This is a genomic window from Paenibacillus litoralis (assembly GCF_046244365.1).
Classification (GTDB): domain Bacteria; phylum Bacillota; class Bacilli; order Paenibacillales; family NBRC-103111; genus Paenibacillus_V.
This window is the reverse complement of sequence record NZ_CP176395.1, coordinates 1,639,678-1,663,290: the sequence shown is the minus strand read 5'-3', so window position 1 is coordinate 1,663,290 and position 23,613 is coordinate 1,639,678. Positions and strand designations below refer to the sequence as shown.

15 protein-coding genes and 1 riboswitch are annotated in these 23,613 nt (G+C 54.3%); of the genes, 1 reads left to right on the top strand and 14 read right to left on the bottom strand.

Annotated elements, in window-relative coordinates; genetic code table 11:
* Positions 1-391 precede the first annotated feature (391 nt).
* Positions 392-1,717, bottom strand: a complete 1,326-nt coding sequence (gene melA / locus ACKGJP_RS06960) for an alpha-galactosidase (RefSeq protein WP_409344942.1) — start codon at positions 1,715-1,717, stop codon at positions 392-394.
* A 151-nt stretch (positions 1,718-1,868) separates the two neighbouring features.
* Here melA and ACKGJP_RS06955 point away from each other — a divergent pair, with 151 nt between their 5' ends.
* Positions 1,869-2,726 carry an AraC family transcriptional regulator gene (locus tag ACKGJP_RS06955; protein ID WP_409344941.1) on the top strand — a complete coding sequence of 286 codons (858 nt, stop codon included), beginning with the start codon at positions 1,869-1,871 and terminating at the stop codon, positions 2,724-2,726.
* A gap of 152 nt (positions 2,727-2,878) precedes the next feature.
* Here the strand turns inward: ACKGJP_RS06955 and ACKGJP_RS06950 are convergent, their stop codons facing one another.
* The 13 genes from ACKGJP_RS06950 to ACKGJP_RS06890 form a co-directional block, all read right to left on the bottom strand.
* Positions 2,879-4,375: a DHA2 family efflux MFS transporter permease subunit gene (locus ACKGJP_RS06950; protein ID WP_409344940.1), complete on the bottom strand. Its 1,497-nt coding sequence runs from the start codon at positions 4,373-4,375 to the stop codon at positions 2,879-2,881.
* Positions 4,376-4,392: 17 nt separating this feature from the next.
* On the bottom strand, positions 4,393-6,828 hold the full coding sequence (gene helD, locus ACKGJP_RS06945) for an RNA polymerase recycling motor HelD (protein ID WP_409344939.1): 2,436 nt from the start codon (positions 6,826-6,828) through the stop codon (positions 4,393-4,395).
* Positions 6,829-7,409: 581 nt separating this feature from the next.
* Positions 7,410-8,390 (bottom strand): 2-hydroxyacid dehydrogenase, encoded by a 981-nt coding sequence (locus ACKGJP_RS06940; protein ID WP_409344938.1) that lies wholly within the window; start codon positions 8,388-8,390, stop codon positions 7,410-7,412.
* Between the two features lie 23 nt (positions 8,391-8,413).
* Positions 8,414-9,697 carry a hypothetical protein gene (locus tag ACKGJP_RS06935; protein WP_409344937.1) on the bottom strand — a complete coding sequence of 428 codons (1,284 nt, stop codon included), beginning with the start codon at positions 9,695-9,697 and terminating at the stop codon, positions 8,414-8,416.
* Between the two features lie 187 nt (positions 9,698-9,884).
* Positions 9,885-10,943, bottom strand: a complete 1,059-nt coding sequence (locus ACKGJP_RS06930; protein WP_113029931.1) for a ribonucleotide-diphosphate reductase subunit beta — start codon at positions 10,941-10,943, stop codon at positions 9,885-9,887.
* 609 nt (positions 10,944-11,552) lie between these two features.
* The gene (locus ACKGJP_RS06925) at positions 11,553-13,835 is read right to left on the bottom strand and encodes a ribonucleoside-diphosphate reductase subunit alpha (protein ID WP_409344936.1); all 2,283 of its coding nucleotides are present in this window, start codon (positions 13,833-13,835) and stop codon (positions 11,553-11,555) included.
* Positions 13,836-14,200: 365 nt separating this feature from the next.
* Positions 14,201-16,483, bottom strand: a complete 2,283-nt coding sequence (gene metE, locus ACKGJP_RS06920; protein ID WP_409344935.1) for a 5-methyltetrahydropteroyltriglutamate--homocysteine S-methyltransferase — start codon at positions 16,481-16,483, stop codon at positions 14,201-14,203.
* Between the two features lie 218 nt (positions 16,484-16,701).
* Positions 16,702-16,906: riboswitch (cobalamin riboswitch) on the bottom strand.
* A 76-nt stretch (positions 16,907-16,982) separates the two neighbouring features.
* Complete coding sequence (locus tag ACKGJP_RS06915; protein WP_409344934.1) at positions 16,983-17,564, bottom strand: DNA-3-methyladenine glycosylase I; 582 nt, start codon at positions 17,562-17,564, stop codon at positions 16,983-16,985.
* 109 nt (positions 17,565-17,673) lie between these two features.
* Complete coding sequence (locus ACKGJP_RS06910; RefSeq protein ID WP_409344933.1) at positions 17,674-18,684, bottom strand: DUF4432 family protein; 1,011 nt, start codon at positions 18,682-18,684, stop codon at positions 17,674-17,676.
* Positions 18,685-18,747: 63 nt separating this feature from the next.
* Positions 18,748-18,894 (bottom strand): hypothetical protein, encoded by a 147-nt coding sequence (locus ACKGJP_RS06905; RefSeq protein WP_409344932.1) that lies wholly within the window; start codon positions 18,892-18,894, stop codon positions 18,748-18,750.
* Positions 18,895-19,156: 262 nt separating this feature from the next.
* Entirely contained in the window at positions 19,157-19,648 is a 492-nt protein-coding gene (locus ACKGJP_RS06900; protein ID WP_409344931.1) for an S-layer homology domain-containing protein, read from the bottom strand.
* 43 nt (positions 19,649-19,691) lie between these two features.
* Positions 19,692-21,905, bottom strand: a complete 2,214-nt coding sequence (locus ACKGJP_RS06895; protein WP_409344930.1) for a helix-turn-helix transcriptional regulator — start codon at positions 21,903-21,905, stop codon at positions 19,692-19,694.
* Between the two features lie 39 nt (positions 21,906-21,944).
* Entirely contained in the window at positions 21,945-23,606 is a 1,662-nt protein-coding gene (locus tag ACKGJP_RS06890) for an extracellular solute-binding protein (protein WP_409344929.1), read from the bottom strand.
* Between the last annotated feature and the right edge of the window lie 7 nt (positions 23,607-23,613).

Genomic DNA, 23,613 nt, shown 5'->3' with positions numbered 1-23,613 from the left:
AATGTGATCATTTACAAGAAAAGCTGCCCCTAAAGTCCAAAGACTTAGGTGCAGCTTTTGCCCATACCGAAAGCTTATTTAGCAGGTGCCGTTCTCGATTGCTCGCTGCTCACAAGCAAGTTTAGAACAAATTGCAGAGGGTTTCTACCGCCTCTATTGTTAAGACCGCTTCTTGGTGGAAACATATGGATGTCACCCCTTTCCTTTGTACTAGGTTTCCCTGCTTCGACATGATAGTACAATTCTGTCTGCACATACATACCTAAAAAGAGGTATCTTTCTCTTCTTTTCCATCCATATGTCCGAACTTACATCCGGTTCGTATTTTTTCTGATTATCCCGGTCACAAAAACCGCCGGGCATCCCTGAAGATGCCCGGCGGCGGCCCGAATTAGTTCACATGCTTGAATTGCGGCAAATAGTCGCGATTGGCGGCAAACATCTCGTCGACCATCTGTTTGATCTCGTTCAAGCTCAGCACCGCGGCAGTGAGCGGATCGTTCACGATGGCGTGGAACACTTTGCGCGGATCGCCGGTCATCGAACCTTCGACTGCAAGCTGCTCGTTGATCGCGTTCACCGTGTTGAGCGCAGCCAACTGGCCCGGCAGCGCGCCGACGTGAATAGGCTCGAAACTGTATTTGGAAGCGAGCACCGGCACCTCCACGCAAACGTCCTGCGGCAAATTCGTAATATAGCCCCGGTTGCGGATATTGCCGTAAAACTTGAACATCGCGCCGTCGCCGAACACTGCATTGAAAATGCTTGCTGCGTATTCATGACCGCGATTCAGATCGATCGGCGCTTCGTTCAGCCATTTGACGATTTCGTCCTTCCATGTCGTTTGCCGGCTCTTGTATGCGTTGAGAATGTACGCATGCACGCCTGGATTCCAATTCGTGCCGTGCGTGCAGTACGTTTCGATCAAATCCGGCCGTTTTCGAAACCAGGCGTTATACTCCGAATTGTGCCCGCTCGACTCGGTAACGTAATAGTCGAGATGCAGGAACATCTCGTTGCGGACCAGCTCCGCGTTGTAAATTTCCGGCCGGTTCGTAATCGCTTCGCGAATGAGCGGAATGGCGTCCTTGCCGTTCCACTTGTACTCGAGAAACCAAGCCTGGTGATTGATGCCGCCGCACAAATAGCTGATGTCTTTTGTCTCCGCGCCGATCCAGTCCGCCAGCATATCCGCGGTCCCCTGTACGCTGTGGCACAGGCCGAAGACGTTCACCTTCGTATAATTTTGCATCGCATTGCACAGCATCGTCATCGGATTCGTGTAGTTGAGGAACACCGCGTCCGGGCAAATCCTCTCGATATCGCGGCAAATGTCCAGCATTACCGGAATCGTACGCAGCGCACGGAACACGCCGGCCGGCCCGCGCGTGTCGCCGACGTTGATGTCGACGCCGTACTTTTTCGGAATTTCAATGTCATGCCGCCAGACATCGATGCTGTTCGCGAGAATCGTGCATACGACCCCGTCTGCTCCTTGCAGCGCCTCGGCCCGGTTGGTCGTCGCCATCACCTTCGCCGGGTAGTTGCCGGCGGCGACAATTTTGTCCACGGCCTGCTTGATGAAGCCGAGACGTTCCTCATCGACGTCCATCAATGCGATCGTACAGTCCGCAAACGCCGGAAACGACAAAATGTCCCGCACCAAACTTCGTGTAAACCCGAAGCTGCCCGCTCCGATAAACGCAAATTTTTTCATTTGAAAATCCCTCCCGCAACGATTTGGAAATAGGTTCGATCTACTATCTTCATCATAGCTGTACGGTGCGGAAAAAGAATGTCCCAGGGTGAGATAAATATGTCATAATGTGAGGTGATCGATTCGGAATTACGATTGGAGGCGGCGGCAGATGGCCCAAAAGCTCGAGCTACCTTATCAACATCAAGTTAAGGCCGACTTGGTTTATTACCATTCCGGCTCGGAGCGGTGCGCGCCCGGACACTCATACGGCCCGGCGGTTCGCGATTATTATTTGATTCACTATGTGAGGAGCGGCCAAGGCAAATTCCGCGCATCCGGCACGGAGCATACGCTGCGGGCGGGGCAAATCTTTCTCATCACCCCGGGCGAGGTAACCTATTACCAGGCGGATCTCGCCGATCCGTGGCATTACAGTTGGGTCGGTTTCAACGGCCTGGAGGCGGCTTCCTGTTTGCGTCAGGCGAACCTGACTACGGATTCGCCGGTGATGGCGCTCACAAGGCACGTAAATATTTTGCCTTGCTTCGAAATGCTGGAAGATGCCAAAAAGCTGTCCGGTGGCCGGGAGCTGCGGCTGACCGGGGGCGTGTATTTCTTTTTGTCATGTCTGTTGGAAGCTGCGGCAGGCGAGCATGCACAGCCGCAGACGAAGCCGCGGGAGCTATACGTGAAAGCGGCGATCGCGTTTATGGAGAAAAACTTCTCCCGCCGCATGTCCATTGAAGAGCTTGCCGCTTATATCGGTCTCAACCGCAGTTATTTATGCGCCATTTTCAAGGAGGAGACGCAACAGTCGCCTCAGCAGTATTTGATTCGCTACCGGATGGAGCGGGCCTGCGAACTGCTCGAGAACGTGTCGCTCTCCGTCGGCGACATATCGCGTTCGGTCGGGTACGACGACCCGCTCGTCTTTTCCAAAATGTTCGCCAGGCTGAAAGGCATGTCCCCTCGCGACTACCGCAAGCAAGCGGAACGCGCCGATCTTGGACTGACTCGCTACAAGTAAGAGCGGCAGCCTTGGACGAAAAAAATAGTCCTAGACTGCCGCTGTTTTATTGAACTCTTGTGTCCCGTTACTTCAATGAAATGGTCCTCCGTCAGCCAGCAAACGGCTTCCCAATCGAGCTTCTACATGCCGCATGTATTTATTTCTAGCGATTAGTGACCCATCATCATCGCCGGGTCCGGATTGTCCCCGCCGGCGGTTCCGTCTTCCCCCTGCAGCTTCGGTTTACGCAGAAGAAGCGTCAATGCGACACCTGCAGTCACGATGCACGCGGACAGGAAGAACGTGTCGCCGTAACCCGCGACGACGGCGCTCAGCGGATTCGCGTTTGCTCCCGCGCTTGCGGCGTGGGAAGTGATTTGCGACGTCAGATAACCCGTCAAGCCCGCGACCGCGAACGAGACGACGACTTGCTGAGCTGCCGCCGTCAGCGGCGTGACGCGGCTCACCAGACGGCGAGGCGCAGAGTTCAGGACATGCGTGTTGAGCGGCATCATGGAGAAGCCCATGCCGAGCCCCATGATGCAGATGCACGGGATGATCACCCACAGCGAAGTGTCAACCGATATGCCGGACAAGATGAATAGGGAAACGGATATGACGGTTAGACCGGCGAAGGCGAGCGGACGCGCGCCGATCTTGTCGAACAGCCGGCCGCTGATCGGCATGCCGATTCCCGCGCATAGCGCCTGCGGCATCAGGATCCAGCCCGTTTCAAGCGCAGTGTAGTGCATAACGCCTTGCAGGTACAGCGGCACGATCAGCATGGCGCCGAACAGCGCGAGCTGTACGATCCACGTCAAGATGATACTGCGTGTAAAGTCGGACGACTTGAACACTTTCAGCTCCAGCAGCGGCTGCTTCTGTCCCAGTTCCACGAAGATGAAAAGGATGAGCGCAATGCCGCCGACGCTCAAGCCCGTGATCGTCGAAGCGGAGGACCAGCTGGTGCCGCCTTCGCTTACGCCGTACGCCAGCATGGAGAAAGCGACCGGCGCGAGGCACATGCCGATAACGTCCAGATGCGGCGCCGCATGGCGGTCGGATTTCGGCAAATATTTATACCCGAGAATGAAAGCGAGAATGCCGATCGGCAGATTGATGATAAAAATCCAATGCCAGCTGACAGAATCGACCAGCCAGCCGGATAGCACCGGACCGAACGCCGGCGCCACCAGCATCGGGATGCCGAGTACGCCCATGATGGATCCGCGGCGCTCCGGAGGCGCGAGTTTGAACACCATAGCCATCCCGATCGGAGCCACCATGCCGCCGCCCAAGCCTTGAATGATGCGGTAAATGATAAGCTGTTCCGGCGTTTGCGCGATGCCGCACAGCACGGAGCCGATCGTGAACAGGGCGATCGTAATCATGAAAATTTGCTTGGAGCCGAATTTATCGGTCATCCAGCCTGCAAGCGGGATAACGGCGGATAAGGCCAGCGTATAACCGGTGACGGTCCATTGGATCGTCTTCAGATCGGTGTCGAAGTATTCAACGAGCTTCGGAATGGCATTATTAACGACGGTGCTGTCCAGAATAACCATGATCATGCCGACAATAATCGCCATAAGCGGCGGGAGAATGGCTTTCAACGAGAAGTCGTCCCCGCCGGCTGTTTTCGGTTTTGTTTGCGTAGGAGCTGACATTGGTCCCTGCTTTCTGCTCATCGAGCGGTGTATGGATGAAATGTTGCTTTGTCATACAAATTTGCAGGCAATGCCTGCACGAACGGCGACCAATCGCCCATCGTGTAAAGATGAAGTCGGTGCATGGCCCGCGTACAGGCCGTATAAAGAAGCTTGCGTTCGTTGTTCCGGCCGTAAGCTTCGGGCGAAGCATCATAGACCAAGACCGCATCGAACTCGACACCCTTGGCGAGATACACGGGAATGACCATCACTCCTTTTTCAAAGCCCTGCGTCTCCTTCGTAATGAGCTGCAGTGCTTCGCCTCCATGAATCCGTAACGATTCATGGGCCTCCCGGCTTTCGGCTGCGGTCTTCGTAATGACGGCGATGGAATCGAAGCCCTCGGCCCTGAGCGCCGCGATGTCTGCCAGAATTTGCGCATCACGCTTCTCCCCGCCGTCCAGTCTCGTCAAAAGGGGCTTTTGGCCTCCCCTCTCGAACGGTGCAATTTCCTCCCCGCCTGGAAGCATCGATTTCGTAAATTCAACAATTTCTTTGGTTGAACGATAACTGCGTACCAGGCGGATAAGGCTTGTTTCGGCTTCCCCGAAAAGGCGGACCAGCGGCGAATCGGATGCGTCCAAACTTGTAGCCTGCATGAAGATCGCTTGCCCGAAATCGCCGAGCACCGTCATCCGGGCACGGGGAAACAGCTTTTTTAGATATTCATATTGAAACAGCGAATAATCCTGACCCTCATCAACGAACACATACCGGATTTCCGTGTTCGTCCGGACGCCTTCGATCAGTTCTTTTACATACAAATACGGAGTCGCATCCTCGTACAATAACTCGTTCCGGAGCAGCGCTTCCTTGGTTTGCCTGCATATTTCAGGCCACAGCGGAGGGACGACGGCTCCATTCGTTTTCTCCCGATAAGCGGCTTCGTCGACAAACAATTGGCCATATATGCCTTGGATATCTATAAACGAGAGTTTATTCACACTTTTCCGTAGCGGTTTAAAGCTTTCTTTCACGATCCTTCGGCGGATCAGATCTTCCTCCCTCCGGGCGAAGTCAAAGTCGCCTTCATCTTCCCGGCGCTTGTTGTTCACTTTCTCGCGAACTGCGGCGTATTGTTCCGCAATGTCGAATACTTCCCTCTCTTTATGCAGCATTCCGAAAACTTCCGCGTACTGCTCGGTGTCGAGATAATTCAACTCTTCCTGTACCCAAGGCGCTTCCCGTTCCAAGCGTTCCAGCGAAGCCAGTTCATTCAGCAGCCATTCCTGCACGAGAACGACACGATTGAGCAATGGCAGGGAACGGTCATAACCGTAAAATTTCGCTCTCATTCGCTCCGCGGTAATCAAATCGCGGTCCCGAATCCGAATACCGTTGAATCGCATACCTTCCAGTCCCAACCACATTCCATAGTTCTGCAGGGCTTGCAGGAAAGCCTCGGAAGCTTTATATTCGATCCCCTGAAGACGAGCCTCATACCCCGGCGTTCCTTGTGCGGTCAGTACATATTCGATCTGATCAAAGGGAGCCTCCGGCCGTAACGAGGAACCTAGCCAATAGTCGAGATATTCTTGAAAAGTCGTCTGCTGCATATTCTCTTCACCAAGCTCTGGAAGGACGGTGGAGATATAACTGTTAAACATCGGATTCGGTGAGAAAAGAACGATCTGATCGGCCCTGATCGTCTGGCGGTGTTTATACAGCAAGTATGCCACCCGCTGTAGTGCCGCGGAGGTCTTACCGCTGCCGGCCGCCCCCTGTACGATAAGCATCCGGCTTTTGTCATTGCGGATGATGGCGTTTTGTTCCTTCTGGATGGTTGCCACGATACTCTTCATTTGCGAGTCCGCACCTTTGCCAAGCACTTGCTGCAGCAATTCGTCTCCGATCGTTTCGCTCGCGTCAAACATGTTGCGGATTTGCCCGTTTTGAATCTGAAACTGCCGTTTGAGCTCCATCGTCCCTTCGATTCGTCCGGCCGGCGTGACATAAGACGCCAGGCCGGGGGAGTAGTCGTAGTACAGGCTCGCGATTGGCGTACGCCAGTCATAGATCAGAAAGCTCAATCCGTCTTCGTCGACGAAGGAAGATACGCCGATATAGATTTGCTCGTTGAGGTCCAGGCCATCCTCTTGAAAGTCGATTCGTCCGAAATAAGGAGACGGGAGCAGACGGTTCATGCTTTTCCATTGCTGTGTCAACAGCTTGTGGCCGCGCTCCCGTTCGGCCAATACCGCGGACTGCTGGTTAATCGTGTAGAAGGTCTCTTCGAAATCTTCGTGCGTGCTTGTGTTGATCGTAACTTCTTCCCAAAACCGCTTGCGGATGTCCGTAGCCTGATCGCGCAGTCCGGCAACCTCCGGCTCCAGTTCGGCGATTCTCGCCTGCAGCTTGTTCCTGACCCATTCCAGCCGCTCCTGTTCCTGCCGCCAATCCTTCGCTTCCATCTCTCCCTGAACACACTCCTTTTTCCTTTTATTTGGGATAAAAAAGAGCATTGACAAATCAAAGTTCCAGATGTACAATTAAAGTGGGAATAAAAATGATGTACTCCTTATTGAAATTTGTCAATTACGCTATCGATTATATCATAGCGTTAATTCGTGTTCAATTTATTTTTTTTGTTGTCACCCATTGTGGATGGTTTAAACACACCACCGCGGAGCTAAGCTGCCAAGAGATGACCCTTGCATTTATCAGGGTCATCTTTTTTATGTCCACTGGCTCTGAATTGTAATGGGATATTTTGTAAGATGAGACGCGTGCTCGAACTTCTTCAGGGGTACCCTAACTTCGGCTGATTAAAGAACTATATTTTCTCTCAGCAGCAGTCGGCTGAAAGACAGTCTTTCCGGGCCCATATGAAAATCGGGAAAATAAAAATAACCCGATCAGGAAATTGCTTTTCTGATCGGGTTTTGGAGAGAATACGACGTCAAGCGTGTAACGAACTGCACTTTGATACGAGGTCTTGTCGTCCTTTTTATCGGAGCATGTTCTTGCCTTCCGTCGCAACAACCATTCAATATCAAATCTTCCGCACTTGCACCGACGGATTCACGCAAGCAGGCATCGGCTTGCCGGCCAGTCCCGCCAACAGGTTGTCCGCCGTCAAATTGGACATCCGATTGCGCGTTTCGTCCGTTGCACTCCCTACATGCGGCGTAATCAAAACATTCGGAAGCGACAGCAACGGATGATCTGCCGGGAGAGGCTCCGGGTCGGTCACGTCAAGCGCGGCGTAAGCGATGCGCCCTGTCCGGAGGGCATCGTATAACGCGTCCGTGTTCACGATCAAGCCTCGTGACGCATTGACGAAATAAGCGGTCGATTTCATCCGGGCGAATTGCTCGCGGTCGAACATGCCTCTGCTGGATGGGGACAGCGGAACAAGCATAACGATAAAATCGGCTTCCGCAAGGAGCTCCTCGAACGGCACGTATCTGGCTTTCAGCGCCTCCTCGTCCTTCCGTCGCGTACGGTTATAGTAGATGACGTTCATCCCGCTTGCCTGCGCCCTGCGCGCCACGGCGCCGCCGATATCGCCCATGCCGACGATGCCGACCGTTTTGCCGTACAAGTCGACGCCGAACGGCACGGCCGCCCCTTTGACCCAGGCCCCGCGTTTCACCATTTCCCATCCTTCATGAATGCGGCGGGCGGCGGAAAGCAGCAAGCCGAATGTCAAATCCGCCACGGTTTCCACAAGCACGCCCGGCGTATTGCCGAACGGCACGCCGCGCTCCGTGCAAGCCGCCGCATCCACATTGTCGTACCCAACGGAAGATTGCGCTATGACGCGAAGCTTCGGAGCGGCATCCAGCAGCTCCCCGTCGACCTTCACGTCCCCCGAGCTGACTAGCCCGTCCGCTTCCTTCAGCCACTCGAGCAGCTGTCCGCGCGGAATCGGTCCCGGACCGTCCCATCGTTTGATTTCGCATTGCGCCTCGATCGCGGCAAGCCCCTCCGGATACAGTTTTCCCGTCATGACAATGTTGTATGGTTTCATTTCGCGAACTCCTTCATCATGGATTAAAACGTGTACGTTTCTTTTGAAAAGCTCGATCCGATGTCACCTTGCGCTTCTTTCCAATTGGCCGTAATGACAATCCCTTCGAGCTTGTACGCTCCGTTGCCATTCGGATCGTCCACGAGTCTCCCGTTATGCACCTTGAGACTGCAATCGTCCAATAACTGCTGCAATTCGTTCGGATAGCTTGTTTTCAAGCGGGGAACACGGTCTTCTATCCAGGCTTGCGACATTTGCTTGAGCGTGCCTCCGCCCTTCTTCGCTCCGCGCGTTGCGAACCGATCCACCTTGAGCTTGGCTCCCGGTCCTTTGGCTTCAACCACATAGTACGTTTTTTTAGAATGGCTCACCCACAGCTGATCGATTCCCGGTCCGGAAGCGTATCCGATTAGCATTTTGCAATCGCCGCCCGCATAGTTTTCCATCCGAATCGAAGTTACGGCTTCTCCAAGAAGCTCCGTACGCGTCTGCGCCGTCTGTCTCTTCTGCGACGATTTCTTCTCGATCGAGGCGTAATGCTTGTCCAACCGGGCACCGGCCTTGATGCGACGGTTAACGCGAAGCAACAGAACGAGATCGGCCGTGCCCGCATCGTTCTGCAGGTTTTGGTGGAATATAGCCGCGTATTTGCGGTACCCTCTTTGCTTGTATTTGGCCTTGATGCGTCTCCAACGCGTCACGGGTACAAGCCGTGGTTTTCTGGAATTGTTCTTTTCCAGCCTGCCCGCAAGCGCCAGATTAGGATTCTTCTCGGAAGAAATGGACGATACCAGTTTGACCATCTGTATGGTTGCCCCGCTCGGGTCCGGCTTTGCTTGAACGGCCGCCTCACCATCCAGCTTCTGCTCGTCCTCCAGTTCCGACTCAAGGCCCTTCTCCAGCTCCTCGTCGGAAAGCTCGTTCATGACCGATTCGAACATGTCCGCTTCTTCCGGACTCAACGAGACCGTTTCTTCCTCCGCTTCCCCGCCTTCCCGCTCCTCTTCGGATTCCGCTCTTTGAACAGGCAGATCCTCATGGCTCGCGATGCCCTTGCGCTGCACAGCTCCTCCCTCATCCCCATCCGGCGGCGCGGAAGGTTGCCGGGATCTGACCAGCTGTGCGGCGGCGGCGTTCCCGACGCTTCGCTGAAGCTGTAAGATATGGGCGGAAGTAAGCGCCTGGCCGTATGCGAGCGCCCGCTGCAGCGGCGGTTCGTTTCCTTGCTGCTGCACGTGTTTGTCCGGTTGCATCCGCGAGCTTGTCCCGTACGATTTGCTCAAACGTTTGGAAGGATGATCATGCAAGGCAGCCACCTCCGTACATTGCAAAATTTATTTTTGATGCTGGAACGCCCGTTAAAAGCTACTACTTACTCTACTATAAAATAGCCGGCGTGTCCTTACCTAGTAGTAAACGATCTGCCTGCCGTTCCTTCACGCCACGAAAAAGCCCGACACGCTTGTCGTGTCGGGCATGAGCAGTCTTATGCGATTACAGATCCAGATCGTCCAAGCCGTCGAGATCGAGGTCGGAGCCGCCTTTGGCGTAATTGATAACCTTTTCCTCGAAAAAGTCGGTTTTCGTCTGGTTGAAGTTCGTGAATTGCTTGATGAACGGAAGCGGATCCTCCGTAATTTCCGGGTAGAGCGGATCGAGTCCGATCGCATCGAGGCGGAAGTTCGACAGGTAACGGATATACTGATCGATCAGGCTTGCGCTCAGCCCTTGGATCCGGTCGCCTACCGCATATGCGCCCCACTCCACTTCATGCTCAACGGCCTGACGCATCATTTCGCGCAGTTCTTCCTCCAACGCCTTGGTGAAAATATGCGGACGCTCTTTTTTCAGCTCGCGGAACATGTTTTGGAACAGAGCCAAATGCGTCAGTTCATCGCGGTTGATGTACTTGATTTCGGTTCCTACGCCGGTCATTTTGCCGAAACGAGCTAGGTTGTAGAAGAAGCTAAAGCCTGCATAGAAGTAGATGCCTTCGAGAATGTAATTCGCCATCATGACCTTGGCAAAGCCTTCCTCGGTTTGGTGATCGATGAACTCTTGGTAGCAGTCTGCGATATATTTATTCCGTTTCAGCAGAAACGGATCTTTGATGGCAATATCATAAATTTCTTGCTGCTTCTCCGCGCCGACGATGCTCTCCAAAATGTAGCCGTAGCTTTGCGAGTGGAGCGCTTCTTGGTACGTTTGAATGTTGAGCAGCAGATTCACTTCCGGCAATGTCACGTAATCGTTGATGTTCGGCAAGTTGACCGTTTGCAGGGAATCCAGAAAGACCAGGAACGAAATGACTTTGTTGAACGTTTCGCGCTCGTCGTGCTCAAGACGCTCATAATGCATTTTGTCTTGACCCAGCGAAATTTCTTCCGGAATCCAGAAGTTTTGCATCATCGTTTTGTAAAGCGGGTACGACCATTTGTATTTGTTGTTGCTCAGCATCATCAGATTCGTCGTTTCGCCGCCGATCAGCATCCGTTTTTCGTAGCTCGTATCGGCAGTCGGATTAAATAACGGTTTTTGCGTTAGAGAAGACACGTGAATTCCTTCTTTCAATAAAATGGTTATTCTCCAAGAGAGCTTCGATCCCCCTAAAAGAGTTCCGACCCCTCCTAAATCCTCCCCTTCCCAAGGGGAGGACCCCGAAGGGCTCGCCGCCCTCCGGCCACCCGCAAGCAACCACGCAGTATGTCGATAGGCAGCTCCTCGATGAGACTCCGTGCGGCGGGCCGCTTTTCGTCTATCCCTTTGGGATAGACACGCTCCTGGTTGGTGCTTGGGTTACTCCGCCGCGTCCTCGACGCGGCAAAAAAGCAGGTTTCCCTGCTTTTCTACTTCTTTATTTCTCTTGCTCCGGCGTTCGAGCGCGCTTGTTGTGCGGGCAGGCGTTAAACCGGCAGAGCTGCGAGGGATGCATTTCGATCAGCTTGCAGGCGGAGCGGAGAGTGTAAAGGTGGTCCCCGGCGAGTTTTGGCTTTGGATTCCTACCGTGCCCCGCAGGGCTTCTAATAGAAAGGAATCCAAAACAAGATGTTTGAGCGGGAGGGGACTACCTTTACACTTGCAGCGCAGACTGCTTATTGCTGATCTACTACTTTGCATCGCCTTGTCCGCTCTACCGTAACGCCACCGCCAACAACGCAATCGTTACGCCGAGCAAGCTGCGCACTCTTCCACTTCAGCGCTGCGGCTTCTCGTATAATACAGCGTTTTGACGCCCAGCGTCCATGCCAAAATATACATTTGGGCGATTTCGGTCGCTTTCGTTTCCGGCGTAATGTACAGGTTGAAGCTTTGCGACTGGTCGATATGGCGCTGGCGCGCAGCGCAAGCCTTGATGCTCCACGTTTGGTCGATTTTGTGCGCTTCCTTGTACAACCAGAACGTCGTCGGGTTCAAATCCGGCGCGATGATCGGGATGACCTGATTTTTCTTCTCGTCCATGTAGAACTTCGAGTAGATCGGGTCGATGCTCTGCGTCGAACCGCCGTACTGGGAGCTCGAGCCGTTCGGCGCGACCGCCATCAGATAGCCGTTGCGCAGACCGTTCGCAGAAACCTCTGCGGCGAGCTCCTGCCATTTGTCGCTTGTATAGTCGCGGCGCTTGAAGTACTCGCCCGTCTGCCATTCCGAGCCTTCGAACAAGGCGTAGGAGCCTTTTTCCTTTGCGAGCTCGCAGCTGGCTTTAATCGCATGGTAGTTGACGAGCTCATAAATCCGGTCGGCCATTTCCAGATGCTCGTCCGATTCCCATTTGATGCCGTTGATCGCCAGCATGTGATGATAGCCGAAGCTGCCGAGACCGATTGCCCGGTATTTGGCGTTCGTGATTTCCGCTTCCTTGACCGGCAGGTTGTTGATCGTAATAACGTTGTCAAGCATCCGTACGACGACCGGCACGACCTCCGCGATCGTTTCTTCCGTATTCGTGCGGCCCAGGTTCAACGACCCGAGGTTACAAACGACGAAGTCACCGGATTGGCGCGTCTCGACGACGTATTCGTTTCCGTCCTTGTCCTTCAGCGTTTTGCGCGTAACTTCGCTGTTGACGGACATGTTCTGGTTGATCTCCATGCACAGGTTGCTGGAGTAGATGCGTCCCGCGTGCTTGTTCGGGTTCATCCGGTTGACCGTGTCACGGAAAAACTGGAACGGCGTGCCGGTTTCCGTATCCGACTTGATGATCGCCTTAAGCAGATCGATCGCATTGACTTCTTCCTTCGGAATGTCGGGATGATCGACGCAAGCCCAGTAGCGCTTCGAAAATTCGCCTTCTTCGCCTTCCGCCTCGTCGAACGAATCTTCCAGGCTCCAGCCCATTACGCGGCGAACCTCATGCGGACACATCAGGTAGAACTTGCCGTCGCGAACGCGCGTTTCTTTCTTGAGTTGACGCATGAACACGTCTGGGATCGAGACGGCCGGGAAAATGTCGTGCGCTTTCCGGCGCTCGTCGCCGTTGTTCGTCTTCAGGTTCAGGAACTCCCAAATGTCGCGGTGCCAAATATCCAGAGTTACGCTGACCGCTCCGTTGCGAACGCCGAGCTGGTTGCACGCGATTGCCGTATCGTTGATGATCCGGATCCACGGAATGACGCCGCCGCTTGTCCCTTTGAAGCCGCGGATGTCGGAGTTGGTCGCCCGTACCTTGCCGATGTAAATCCCCATGCCGCCGCCGTATTTGCTCACTTGGCTGAACAGATCGACGATATGGAAGATCGATTCCAACGAGTCGTCCATCGTCCCGATAAAGCAGCTCGACAGCTGGTTGAACGGCTTGCGCGCGTTCGACATCGTCGGCGTCGCTTCCGTCATTTGAAGCAGCGACATCACGTCGTAGAACTGCTTCGCCCAGTGCACGCGATCCTCCGGCTTCTCGGCCAGCGCAATCGCCATCGCCACGCCCATGAACGCCTCCTGAGGCAGCTCGTACACTTCTTTATTAAAGCCTTTCACGCAATAGCGTTCGGCTAACGTTTTAACGCCGACATACGTCAGCAGGTAATCCCGTTCCGGTTTGATGTACTCGCCCAGCTCGTCGACTTCCTTCTTCTTGTAGCCCTTCAAAATATAGTCGCCGTACAAGCCTTCGTCGGTCAACAGCTTGAGAAGCTTGTAGAAGCTGCCGTATCCGAAGCTTTTTTTGCTATAGTCGCGGTTAATGCCAGCTTCTTTATACAGATCGTATATGTAAAGTTTCGCTGCGACCTTGTCCCAATTCGGCTCCTGAATCGTGACCTTTTCGACTGCCGTCTGTATCAAAATACGCTGGATTTCCTTCGTCCGCATCCCGTCCTTCAGCTGCGGCAAAAGCGCCTGCTCCAGCTCAAGCGAGTTAAGTCCGATACCTTCTATTGCAAAATCGATGACTTTTTTGAACTTGCTGAATTCCATCTCGGCTGCTTGTCCGTTACGTTTAATTACTTGCACAACGTATCTCCCCTTAACCGGCTTTTCCATTCCCATGAATCGGTAATTCACTACATCTTGATGCCGTTATTAAAATTTATATCAACATATAGTACAAGTCAAGGCTTGACTTCTAGTTTTTTTTGGAGATTGTTTGTCGGATTCCCGCATCGCAATCGTTGAATATCGATGGAAAAGCAGCGCATAAAGCGCCGCCGGGAATCGGAAATCTTCAAGCCGAAGCCCGAATAAGTCAGCAATGAAAGGAACCCCGCAAAGATTCAGGAATGGGCCATGAAGGATTCCTTAGCTTTACGGGGCGCACTTGATTCATACATGCTTAACAAAAAATAATATTTATCGCCTGCACTTTATTTTGTCAATTATTATTGTTGCAATTCCAGTCTTGCTTCGCTCGCCGCCGCTACCATGTTGCGCAGAGCCGCGACCGTTTCCGCTTGACCGCGCGTCTTCAAGCCGCAGTCGGGATTGATCCAGAACAGCCGTCCCGGCAGCACGCGCAGGGCGCGCTCGATCATCGAGAGCATCTCGGCCTTATCGGGTACGCGCGGGCTGTGAATGTCATATACGCCAAGACCGATTCCTTTGTCGTACGTTTCCGTTTCGAATGCGGAAATAAGCTCGCCGTGGCTGCGCGACGTTTCGATCGAGATCACGTCGGCGTCGAGCGCCGAAATCGCGTCGATCATGTCGTGGAACTCGCAATAGCACATATGCGTATGAATTTGCGTCGTATCCTGCACGGTCGACGTAGCCAGCCGGAAGGATTCCACGCCCCAATCCAGGTAGAATTTGCGGTCGGCGTTCTTGAGCGGCAAGCCTTCGCGCAGCGCCGGCTCGTCGACCTGAATCATGCCGATGCCGGCGCTCTCCAGCGCCTCAACCTCCTCGCGGAGCGCAAGCGCGATCTGGTACGTGACATCCTTGCGCGAAATATCGTCGCGAACGAACGACCAGTTCAGGATCGTAACCGGGCCGGTCAGCATGCCTTTCACCGGCTTGGCTGTCAGTGACTGCGCATATACCGTTTCCTTGACCGTCATCGGTCCGCTGAATCGGACGTCGCCAAAAATGACCGGAGGCTTGACGCAGCGCGAGCCGTACGACTGTACCCAGCCGTTCTGGGTAAACGCAAAGCCGACCAGCTTCTCGCCGAAAAATTCGACCATGTCCGTACGCTCGAATTCGCCGTGCACAAGCACGTCGAGCCCGATGTCCTCCTGCAGGCTGATCCAGACGCGGATTTGCTCCTGCACGAACGCGTCGTACTGCGCCTCCGTCCATTCGCCTTTGCGCCACAGCTGCCGGGCTTTACGCACCTCGGCGGTCTGCGGGAAGCTGCCGATCGTCGTCGTCGGCAGCAAAGGCAGCTGCCAGCGCGCCTGCTGCAGCTGCTGGCGCTCCGCGAACGGCACCGCCCGGCTCGTCCGGGCAGCCGCCGCGTCAACCGCTCCGCCGCCGCTTCGCGCCGGAGACGCGTTCAGCGCCGCGACCGCGCGCGTGCTTGCCTCAATCGCTTGAGCGGTGGCATCGCCGCCGTCTCCGCGTGCCGCTTGCGCCAGCAGCGCGAGCTCGCCGAGCTTCTCGCCGGCGAAGGCGAGCGCGCCGAGCAGCGTCGATTCCAGCTTCCCCTCGCGGGCAAGGCTGACCGGCACGTGCAGTAGGCTGCACGAAGGCTGCACGATCAGACGGTCGCCCGGCACGACGGCAGCAAGCTCTTCAAGAAGCTGCCGCTTCTCGGCAAGATCGGCGCGCCAGATGTTGCGTCCGTCGATAACGCCGGCCGCAAGCGTTTTGCCCGCAGGGAAGCCGTGCTCGCGGAGCGCGCGCAGATTGCCCTCGCGGCCGTGGACGAAATCGAGCCCGATCGCTTGGACCGGCAGGCCGATCACTCTATCATAGCCCGAAACCGCTTCGAAATACGTCTGCAAGAGAATGCTCAGTCCCGGAGCCGCAGCAGCGAGCTGCTTATAGGCGCTCTCCAGCACGTCAAGCTCCGCTGCCGTCAAGTCGGTTACGAGCGAAGGCTCGTCGATCTGCACCCAGCCCGCTCCGGCTTGTTCCAGCTCGCGCAGCACCTGCGCGTACAGCGGAACGAGCTGACCGACCAGCTCGCCGAACCGCTCTTGCTTATAGCCCTTGGCCAGCTTAACGAATGTAAACGGTCCGACAAGTACCGGCTTGCCGTCGATGCCGAGCTCCCGCTTCGCTTCCAGATAGGCGGCCAGAGGCTTGTTCTCGACCAGCCTCGGCGCCGCTTCGCCCAGCTCCGGTACGATATAGTGATAGTTCGTGTTGAACCATTTCGTCATCTCGCATGCGGGCGCTTCCTTGCTGCCGCGGGCCATCGCGAAATACGCCGCAAGCGATACCGGGCCGCTGGCATAGCCGTAGCGGGACGGAACGAGGCCGAACATCGCCGACGTATCCAGGACGTGATCGTAAAGCGTGAAATCGCCGACCGGGATAAGCTCGACGCCTAACTCCCGCTGCTTTAGCAGGCGCTGCAGACGGATTTTTTTCATTTCGGCTTCGAAGTCCGCTTCCTCCGTTTTGCCCGCCCAGAACGATTCGAGCAGCTTTTTCCATTCGCGGTTCTCGCCGATGCGCGGATATCCCAAATTACTGATGACATAGTGATTATTCATATGAAAACCTTCTTCCGATTTATTATTTCGTTTCCTGGTTGAACCCTGTCATGCCGGCGGCCTATAGCTAATGCTAAGAACCGATTGCCGTCAGGGGGCACAGGACCACGAAATAAAAGCTTCTCCGCCCCAATCCGAATAAAGGAAATGGGGAAAAGAAGCCTCGGATCTACACGTTACCGGACTCGTCTCCAACACCACCTATCTCCCGTAGGTATTCTTGTGTCGTCAGAACAGGCAGGTCTCCTGGCTCCAGAATCGACGCACGCAGCCTGCCTTCCCGGTCTCTTCGACCAGTGGCTGTCGCTTGGGCTGCGAACTCCTCTGTTACAGTGGCGGGACCGCTCCGGTATCGCACCGGATTCCCTTTTAAGCCGGCGAAGTATTGCAACGCATCGCGGCACCTTATTCCCACAGAACTTATGAAATTGACCCCTTCATCATACAGCGAAATTCCCGATTAAGCAACTTGGTTTTTAGGCTCCGAAATCCGGAATCGTTAAACCGACACCTCGGCTCCCGCGCCCGGTTCGTAACAGAAACAGCTCTCCACGTGGTCGTTGACCATCCCCGTCGCTTGCATGAAGGCGTAGCAGATCGTACTGCCGACGAACTTGAAGCCCCGTTTCTGCAGATCCTTGCTCATCGCGTCGGAAATATCGGTGCGCGCCGGCACCTCCTTCAGCTCGCGGAAGCGGTTAAGGATCGGCTTGCCGCCTACGAAACCCCAAATATAGCGGTCGAAGCTGCCGAATTCCTCGCGGACACGAATGAACGCCTTGGCGTTGCCGATCGCCGAGGCGACTTTCAGCTTGTTGCGGATAATACCCTCGTTCTGCAGCAGTTCAGCCGCCTTGGCTTCGTCATAGGAGGCCACCTTCTCGAAATCGAAGCCGTCGAACGCCTGCCGGTACGTTTCCCGCTTCTTCAGCACCGTATACCAGCTCAGCCCCGCCTGCGCCCCCTCCAAGGTGATCATCTCGAACAGCTTCCGGTCGTCGTGAACGGGTACCCCCCACTCCTTATCGTGGTACTCGATATAAAGCGGATCATCATTGACCCAGCCGCATCTTTCCGTCATTGCATAGCCCCCCAAAATAATGCGAACATTTGTTCCATTCTAGCATATCCGGTACGGCATAAGCAAGCCGCCATAAGGCCGGCCGGGCCCGGTAGTGCGCCCTGTATCCTCAGAACGTCAAGCCGCCTTCCCGGTTAACGGACTTCACCCGGTCCCGGTTCGCGTGCATGACGACCGTCAGCCACGTTTCCGCGCTTTGGCCCGCTTCCAGAACCGGCGCTTGCCCCTTCGACACGGCCTTAGACAGGGTCGGCGCGTTGGATGCCTGAGGCTCCAGCGCCATGGCATACAGTTGACCGCCGAACGGCTCCTCCTGCTCGGAGTGATGCTCCTGCCACAGCCAGAGGTAAGGAAATACGACGCCGTCCCATGCGAGCGCGAAGCCGAGTCCCGCCTGCTCGTTAAATACGTTGTACCAATGCTCCTGCAATTCGTCGATAAACAACATTTCATTGAAGGGCTCCGCCGCAAAATACGTGTTATCCACCTTCTCTCCCCGTTTGCCGGGCATACGGTCCAACGTCCCGGAAGCTCCGGACAGCAGCCTGCTGTTATTCGGATGGTAATCCGGCTGATCGAATACGCGGCAGCCCGGAAGATCGATGCGGCTGTAGGGACTCACGAACGGGGCTCCGAACGTCACATGATGTCCCCACAAGTACGGCTCCGCCTCGCCGCTGAGGTTGGTAATCTTCTCCGCGATATGGAGACTCGCTTGCCCCTTTTTGAGCGCAACGGTCTTCTCCAAAGCAAAGGGCCGCACCTTACTCTCCGTCCGCAGATGCACGCGGATTTCTTCTTCGCTCTCCTGCTCGATCATGAATGTCCATGGCAAATGCTGCACATCGCCGTGTCCGGGGACGTCGCTCCCCTTGTAGCTGCAGCCGGTACCCGCATTCGGAAACAGCTCGTACCAGCCGCCGACGTCGTAAGATAATCCCTTAGGGTCTTTGTACATCACGTCGATGTTCGTGCGCTTATCCGTCATTTCGAATAGATGAGCGCCATGATCCACATCGATACTGACGCGAATCGCGTCGTTTTCCAGCGTCAGCACGCAATGCCCGTCCATCGTATGCTGTGTAAGCTTGCAGCCTGGCACCTGTTTTTGTTCTCCCATGAGTCTCTCCTTCTCCCGTCCCTTTGTATGATTCTGGCATTGATCTTGCTACGCTCTATCATGTCACATAGCTGATGGCGGCGACAAGTACATAAATAGCGCCGGTTGACGGTTTAATTGTAATTCCAAAAACGCCTGCTGCTCTCCTATTAAAAGAGCGGCAAGCCGGCACAAATAATCGTAGAAGCTGATGCCCGTCAAAATAGCCAATCTCCGGATCTCCCCTTCATTTTCGCATTTTTCGTAATAGGTGAGACATATAAAGTCTTATATTTCAAGAAAAACGAACGTCCAAACGAAGGGGCTGTCCCAAAAGGGCAGAGTCGAATGGGCCAGTCCCAAAATGTACACAAAAAAGCTTCCAAAACCACTGGTAAACTGGGTATGGAAGCTTTTCTTGTGCTATAATAGCGCTTTTAGTTGGCGTGAGAATGGAAAAACAACTTTTGGGACAGCCTCGGAGAAGTTGCGACTATAGAGCTTCTTTCTCCGGAAAAATAACGAAACCGTCATCATCCAAATTCATCAATCTCTGATCGATGGAAGCGCTATCAGAAAAAGCCCCGATATAGCCGACATAAATCAATATGTCATCGCCATCGCTCTCCTTGACCCCTCCGCCGAGAACAATATTTCCTTCTACCGTTACATTTCGAAGCGTCACCCCCGGAACGGTAACGATGATGTTCCATTTGAGCGCATGCTGAATATCCGAGAAATCGTATACCCCCGGTTTGTCAATCGTATAGTCCTGTTCAAGCTGCGCAAGCATACGGTCCATCGACACGATTGCCTCTGCGCGGGTCATCGTTTGCAGCGGATGAAAACCGCCATCCGGATAGCCCTTCATAATGCCGAGCTTTTCCAGCTTTGCGATCGCCGCCCTGCTCCAGCCCGCAATCAACCCTGCGTCTGAATACTCCGGCACTTCCGTTTCCTCTTGTCCGGAAATACTTTGATTCATCCAGCGTTCCACCGTATGTTCAGCCCAATGCCCTAATAACCGCTTATTGCCCTAACTGCGCATACTCGTCAGGTTTGATGCCTTCATAGCGGACGAAAGCCCGTTTGAACGAGTACACATTTTCGTAACCGACGCGGCGCGCGACATCGTCGACGCTGTTTTTGTCCCGGAGCAGCTCCTTCGCGGTTTCCATGCGCAGCCTGCATAAATAGTCATAGAAGTTGATGCCCGTCACTTCTTTGAACAGCTTCGACACGCCCGAAACCGACATGTGAAACAGTTCCGCAAGCCTTTTTAGCGACACGTCCGCGCTTGTATAGTTCTCGTTCACATATTGCAGCAGCTTGCCGCCGGCCTCCATCGTCGAAGGCGTGTTCGAATAACGAACCCTTTCGCAGATCAGCGTTCCCACTTCAGCCATGTAATCCCACATCGCATCGACGTTTCCGGCTTTGAGCCTGCTCTCGAACTGCCGGGCATAAATGCCCGCGTCGATATTCAGCTCGTGCAGCACACGCAGCATCGTTTCCATCAGCAAGGTCGTCAGCTTCACCATACTCGCGTCGGGAAGCTGCCGCCTCCGGTTTTCCGCGCCGATTTCGTCCAAAATATGCGTCAGCGTGTCCAGATTGCCGATCTTCAGGTTATTGATCATCTGCACTTCCCAATCCGTCGGGTAGTAGTAATCCACATCCGGAATATACGCTTCTTCCTCCCTTGCATGGAGATGCCCGCGCGAGAAGAGCGCTACCTGCAAGCTTTCATTGGCCGAATAATACGATTTGCTGATGCCGACCAGCCCCGTTTCGACCGCTCCGGGGAAAATGTCGGGCCGGAAGCCGCATGCCTCCGTTATTTGCCCGGCAATCTCGGAAACGATACGCTCTATGACGCCGTCGCCAAGAGGCTGAACGGACGAGACAATCAGCGCTTTGTCCGCGTTCGTCACCTCAAACAGCTCATGCCGGAGCCGATGGCGCTTCATCGCCTTATCCGCGGCCATGATCGTGACGATCTCGATCTTGCGGATCGCCTCCAAATCGTTCATGTCGCGATGCGCATGGAAGCTGATCAGCATCGAGCAATAGTACATGTCCTCCGTATAGCCCAGATCGAATTTATCCAATCCGTTCCCATGCTGCACATCCGTAAAATACCCCTTCAACAAGCGCATCAGCAGATTCGATCTGGCAGCGCTTTCGTAATCCTCGACGGCTTGCTGGAGCAGGTGATTCTCCGTCATCAAGCGGTCGAACGATTTCTCGATCAGCTTGTATTCCGATCCCGCATCGTCGCTGCGCACGGCGACGGACAAACTGCGCAGCAAAGCCGCCAGCGGCCGGTAACTGATTTTGGCCAGCCAGAACGCCATAACCGCTCCTAGCGGGACGGAAATCAGAATGGCGAGCAGAGAGCCGAGCAAATTTTGCATGCCGAGCACTTTATTATCTGGGTAAGTAACCGTATACTGCCAATTGCTGGCCTGAGACGGGACGGAGATTGCGAGCGTCTTGTCGGAATCATTCACTTCGCCTGCCGCCGGATGCTTCAACTGGTAAACGGGCGCATCGCGATCCGAAATGACGATCTCGCGGTAATCGCCGCCGCTGAAGCGCTGCAAATAATCCGCAAAATACGCGACGTCGATAAACAACAGGAGAACCGCGCGCGGGTTGTTGACGACCTCGAGGCTTTGGAAGACGGGGATAACCCGTATCGGGTTATCCCATAACCTCATGTCGACCGGCCGCATGACCGAATAGTAGGCGTATTGCGGCAAAGACTCGGCGAAATGCCGCCGCGTCGCTTCGTCGAACGAAGCGACGGACGTAAAAAATACGTCCTCCGCGTATTCACCCCACGGCGTAAAGACAAGCTTTTTCTCCGGATACATAACCGCTCCGAATGAAAGAATGCTCAGGCCGCCAATCGCGTTTTGAAAGCTTTTGCGAATTTCGAGCATACGGGTGAAGTCGAATTCCCGTTCGTACACATTCGCATTCGACATCTGCTTGCTGACCCACGCTTCTTCGCCGAGCGCTTTGCCCAAGTTTTTCAGTTCATTTAATTTGTTGTCCACGATGTCCGCAATCCGTTTCGCATCCGCATGAACCTTCTCAACCATCTTCCGTTTCTGTTCCGTCACATTCCGCTGCACGTTCAGAACGCTGAACACGATGATCGGGATCAGCAGGATGGCGGTGTAGGAAAGAAACGTTTTTCGAAACGTTCTGCTTCTGAAGCTTATGTTTCGCAAATGCGCACCTTCCTTCACTTGGGGATTCCGGGATTCGGGTTACTTGATGCTATTATAGCGGTCAAGCAGCTGCTGATCGATTTCGATAAGCTGATCGAGACCAAGCTTTTTCAGCTCCGAAATATATTGATCCCAGTCGTCGAGCGATTTTTGGCCTAACACCAGCTTGGTAGCCAACTCGGTTGAATACGTGTTCAGGTTCGTCGAAATTTTCGTCTTCGCTTCGAGCTCCTTCTCGTCCGGAATAGCCAAATAGATAAAATTCATATTGACGAAATACGGCTTGTATGTCAACATGCTCAGTTCGTGGTCCGTCTTATGCTTCGGCGCGGAAGCCAGTTCTGTCTCCAGATTGGCGAATTGCACGCGCGGATAAACCGTATCCCCGAGCAGCTTGTTCCCCCCGAAATATCCCGATTTTGCCAATTCCTCGTCCGACCCTTTATTGATCCCCACTTTTACGCCGTTTGCTTCTTTTTTATATGCCTGGCCTTCTATACCCCAAGTCATCAGATCCGAGTATTGCCGCGAATAGACGACATCGAAAAATTTGATCGCCGCTTCGACATTTTTGGCGTCTTTCGTAATCGCGTACTTCGACCATACGAGGAAAGGCGGCTCCAGTTGGGCGGCAGGAGTAATGCCATTTACGGCCTGAAGCGGCATCAGCGGGAGGAATTCGCCGCCTCCTTTGATCGTCGGCTCCAGCCAGCTTTCCATATTATAGCTACTTACGGAGGCTACTTTGTTATCCGACATTTTTTGCTGGATCTGCTCACCATTCACGGCGATCAAGCTGGTATCAAGAAGACCTTCCTTCACGAGCCGCTGCAAATAGAGGAAGTAGTCTTTAACCCCTTTCTGATACCACGGGGAGACGATCTTCTTGTTTTCCACATCGACAGCCGTAATATCCGTGCCAAGTCCGAACCACTGGGCGATCGGGCCGGTGAAGTCGCCTGGGTTGTATACGAGCACTTCGTCCTTCTGGCCATTGCCGTTCGCATCGGAGTCCCGCATCGTCTTCAGCGCTTGCAAATATTCCTCGGCCGTCGTCGGCGCCGGCAGCTTCAGCTTGTCGAGCCAGTCTTTGCGCAGCATCATCGTCAAAGCGACGGGAGCCGGATCTTTTTCCTGATACGTTTTTTTGTGGAGATTGCTGAACCAGTACATTTTGCCGTCTGGAGTCGTCGTCGCTTGCTTGGCGAAGGCAAACTCCTTGTTGTACATCGCTTTAATATTGCCGTTGCTGTACTTCTCGATCAGCGGGTTCAAGTCGAGCAGAACGCCCTGTTTGGCCAGATTAAGCACCGTTGTGTTATCAAGAGCGGAAATATTCACGATGTCGGGCAGACTGCTGCCCGACGCCATCCGCGTCTTGATCACCGTGTTGTACTGCTCCGGCGGAACCAGTTCGTAGTCAAGCTGCAAGCCCGCACCGCCAAGCAGCTTGTCAATCTCTTTCCACACCGGGTATTTGTCGCGGTCTTCGAATTTGATAAATTTATTCGCGTTCGCCGGACCGAGAAGCTTCAGCTTGCTTGCCTGTTTGGCGGGCGACGGCGCACTTGAGCTTGAGCCTGCCGCGCTTGCGCTTGGCTCTGTTTTTTTGCCCGTATTGTCGTTGCTGCATGCCGTAACGGCGGCAAGCGGTACTACAGTCGCGAGCGAGAGCAAAATCGATTTTTTCCACTGTTTCATAGAGACT

Excerpts from the sequence above, each read along its gene's own strand:
- ACKGJP_RS06940 (WP_409344938.1), bottom strand. The coding sequence starts at position 8,390 with ATGAAACCATACAACATTGTCATGACGGGAAAACTGTATCCGGAGGGG.
- metE (WP_409344935.1), bottom strand. The coding sequence starts at position 16,483 with ATGAATAATCACTATGTCATCAGTAATTTGGGATATCCGCGCATCGGC.
- helD (WP_409344939.1), bottom strand. The coding sequence starts at position 6,828 with ATGGAAGCGAAGGATTGGCGGCAGGAACAGGAGCGGCTGGAATGGGTC.
- ACKGJP_RS06915 (WP_409344934.1), bottom strand. The coding sequence starts at position 17,564 with ATGACGGAAAGATGCGGCTGGGTCAATGATGATCCGCTTTATATCGAG.
- ACKGJP_RS06950 (WP_409344940.1), bottom strand. The coding sequence starts at position 4,375 with ATGTCAGCTCCTACGCAAACAAAACCGAAAACAGCCGGCGGGGACGAC.
- ACKGJP_RS06910 (WP_409344933.1), bottom strand. The coding sequence starts at position 18,684 with ATGGGAGAACAAAAACAGGTGCCAGGCTGCAAGCTTACACAGCATACG.
- melA (WP_409344942.1), bottom strand. The coding sequence starts at position 1,717 with ATGAAAAAATTTGCGTTTATCGGAGCGGGCAGCTTCGGGTTTACACGA.
- ACKGJP_RS06890 (WP_409344929.1), bottom strand. The coding sequence starts at position 23,606 with ATGAAACAGTGGAAAAAATCGATTTTGCTCTCGCTCGCGACTGTAGTA.
- ACKGJP_RS06955 (WP_409344941.1), top strand. The coding sequence starts at position 1,869 with ATGGCCCAAAAGCTCGAGCTACCTTATCAACATCAAGTTAAGGCCGAC.
- ACKGJP_RS06900 (WP_409344931.1), bottom strand. The coding sequence starts at position 19,648 with ATGAATCAAAGTATTTCCGGACAAGAGGAAACGGAAGTGCCGGAGTAT.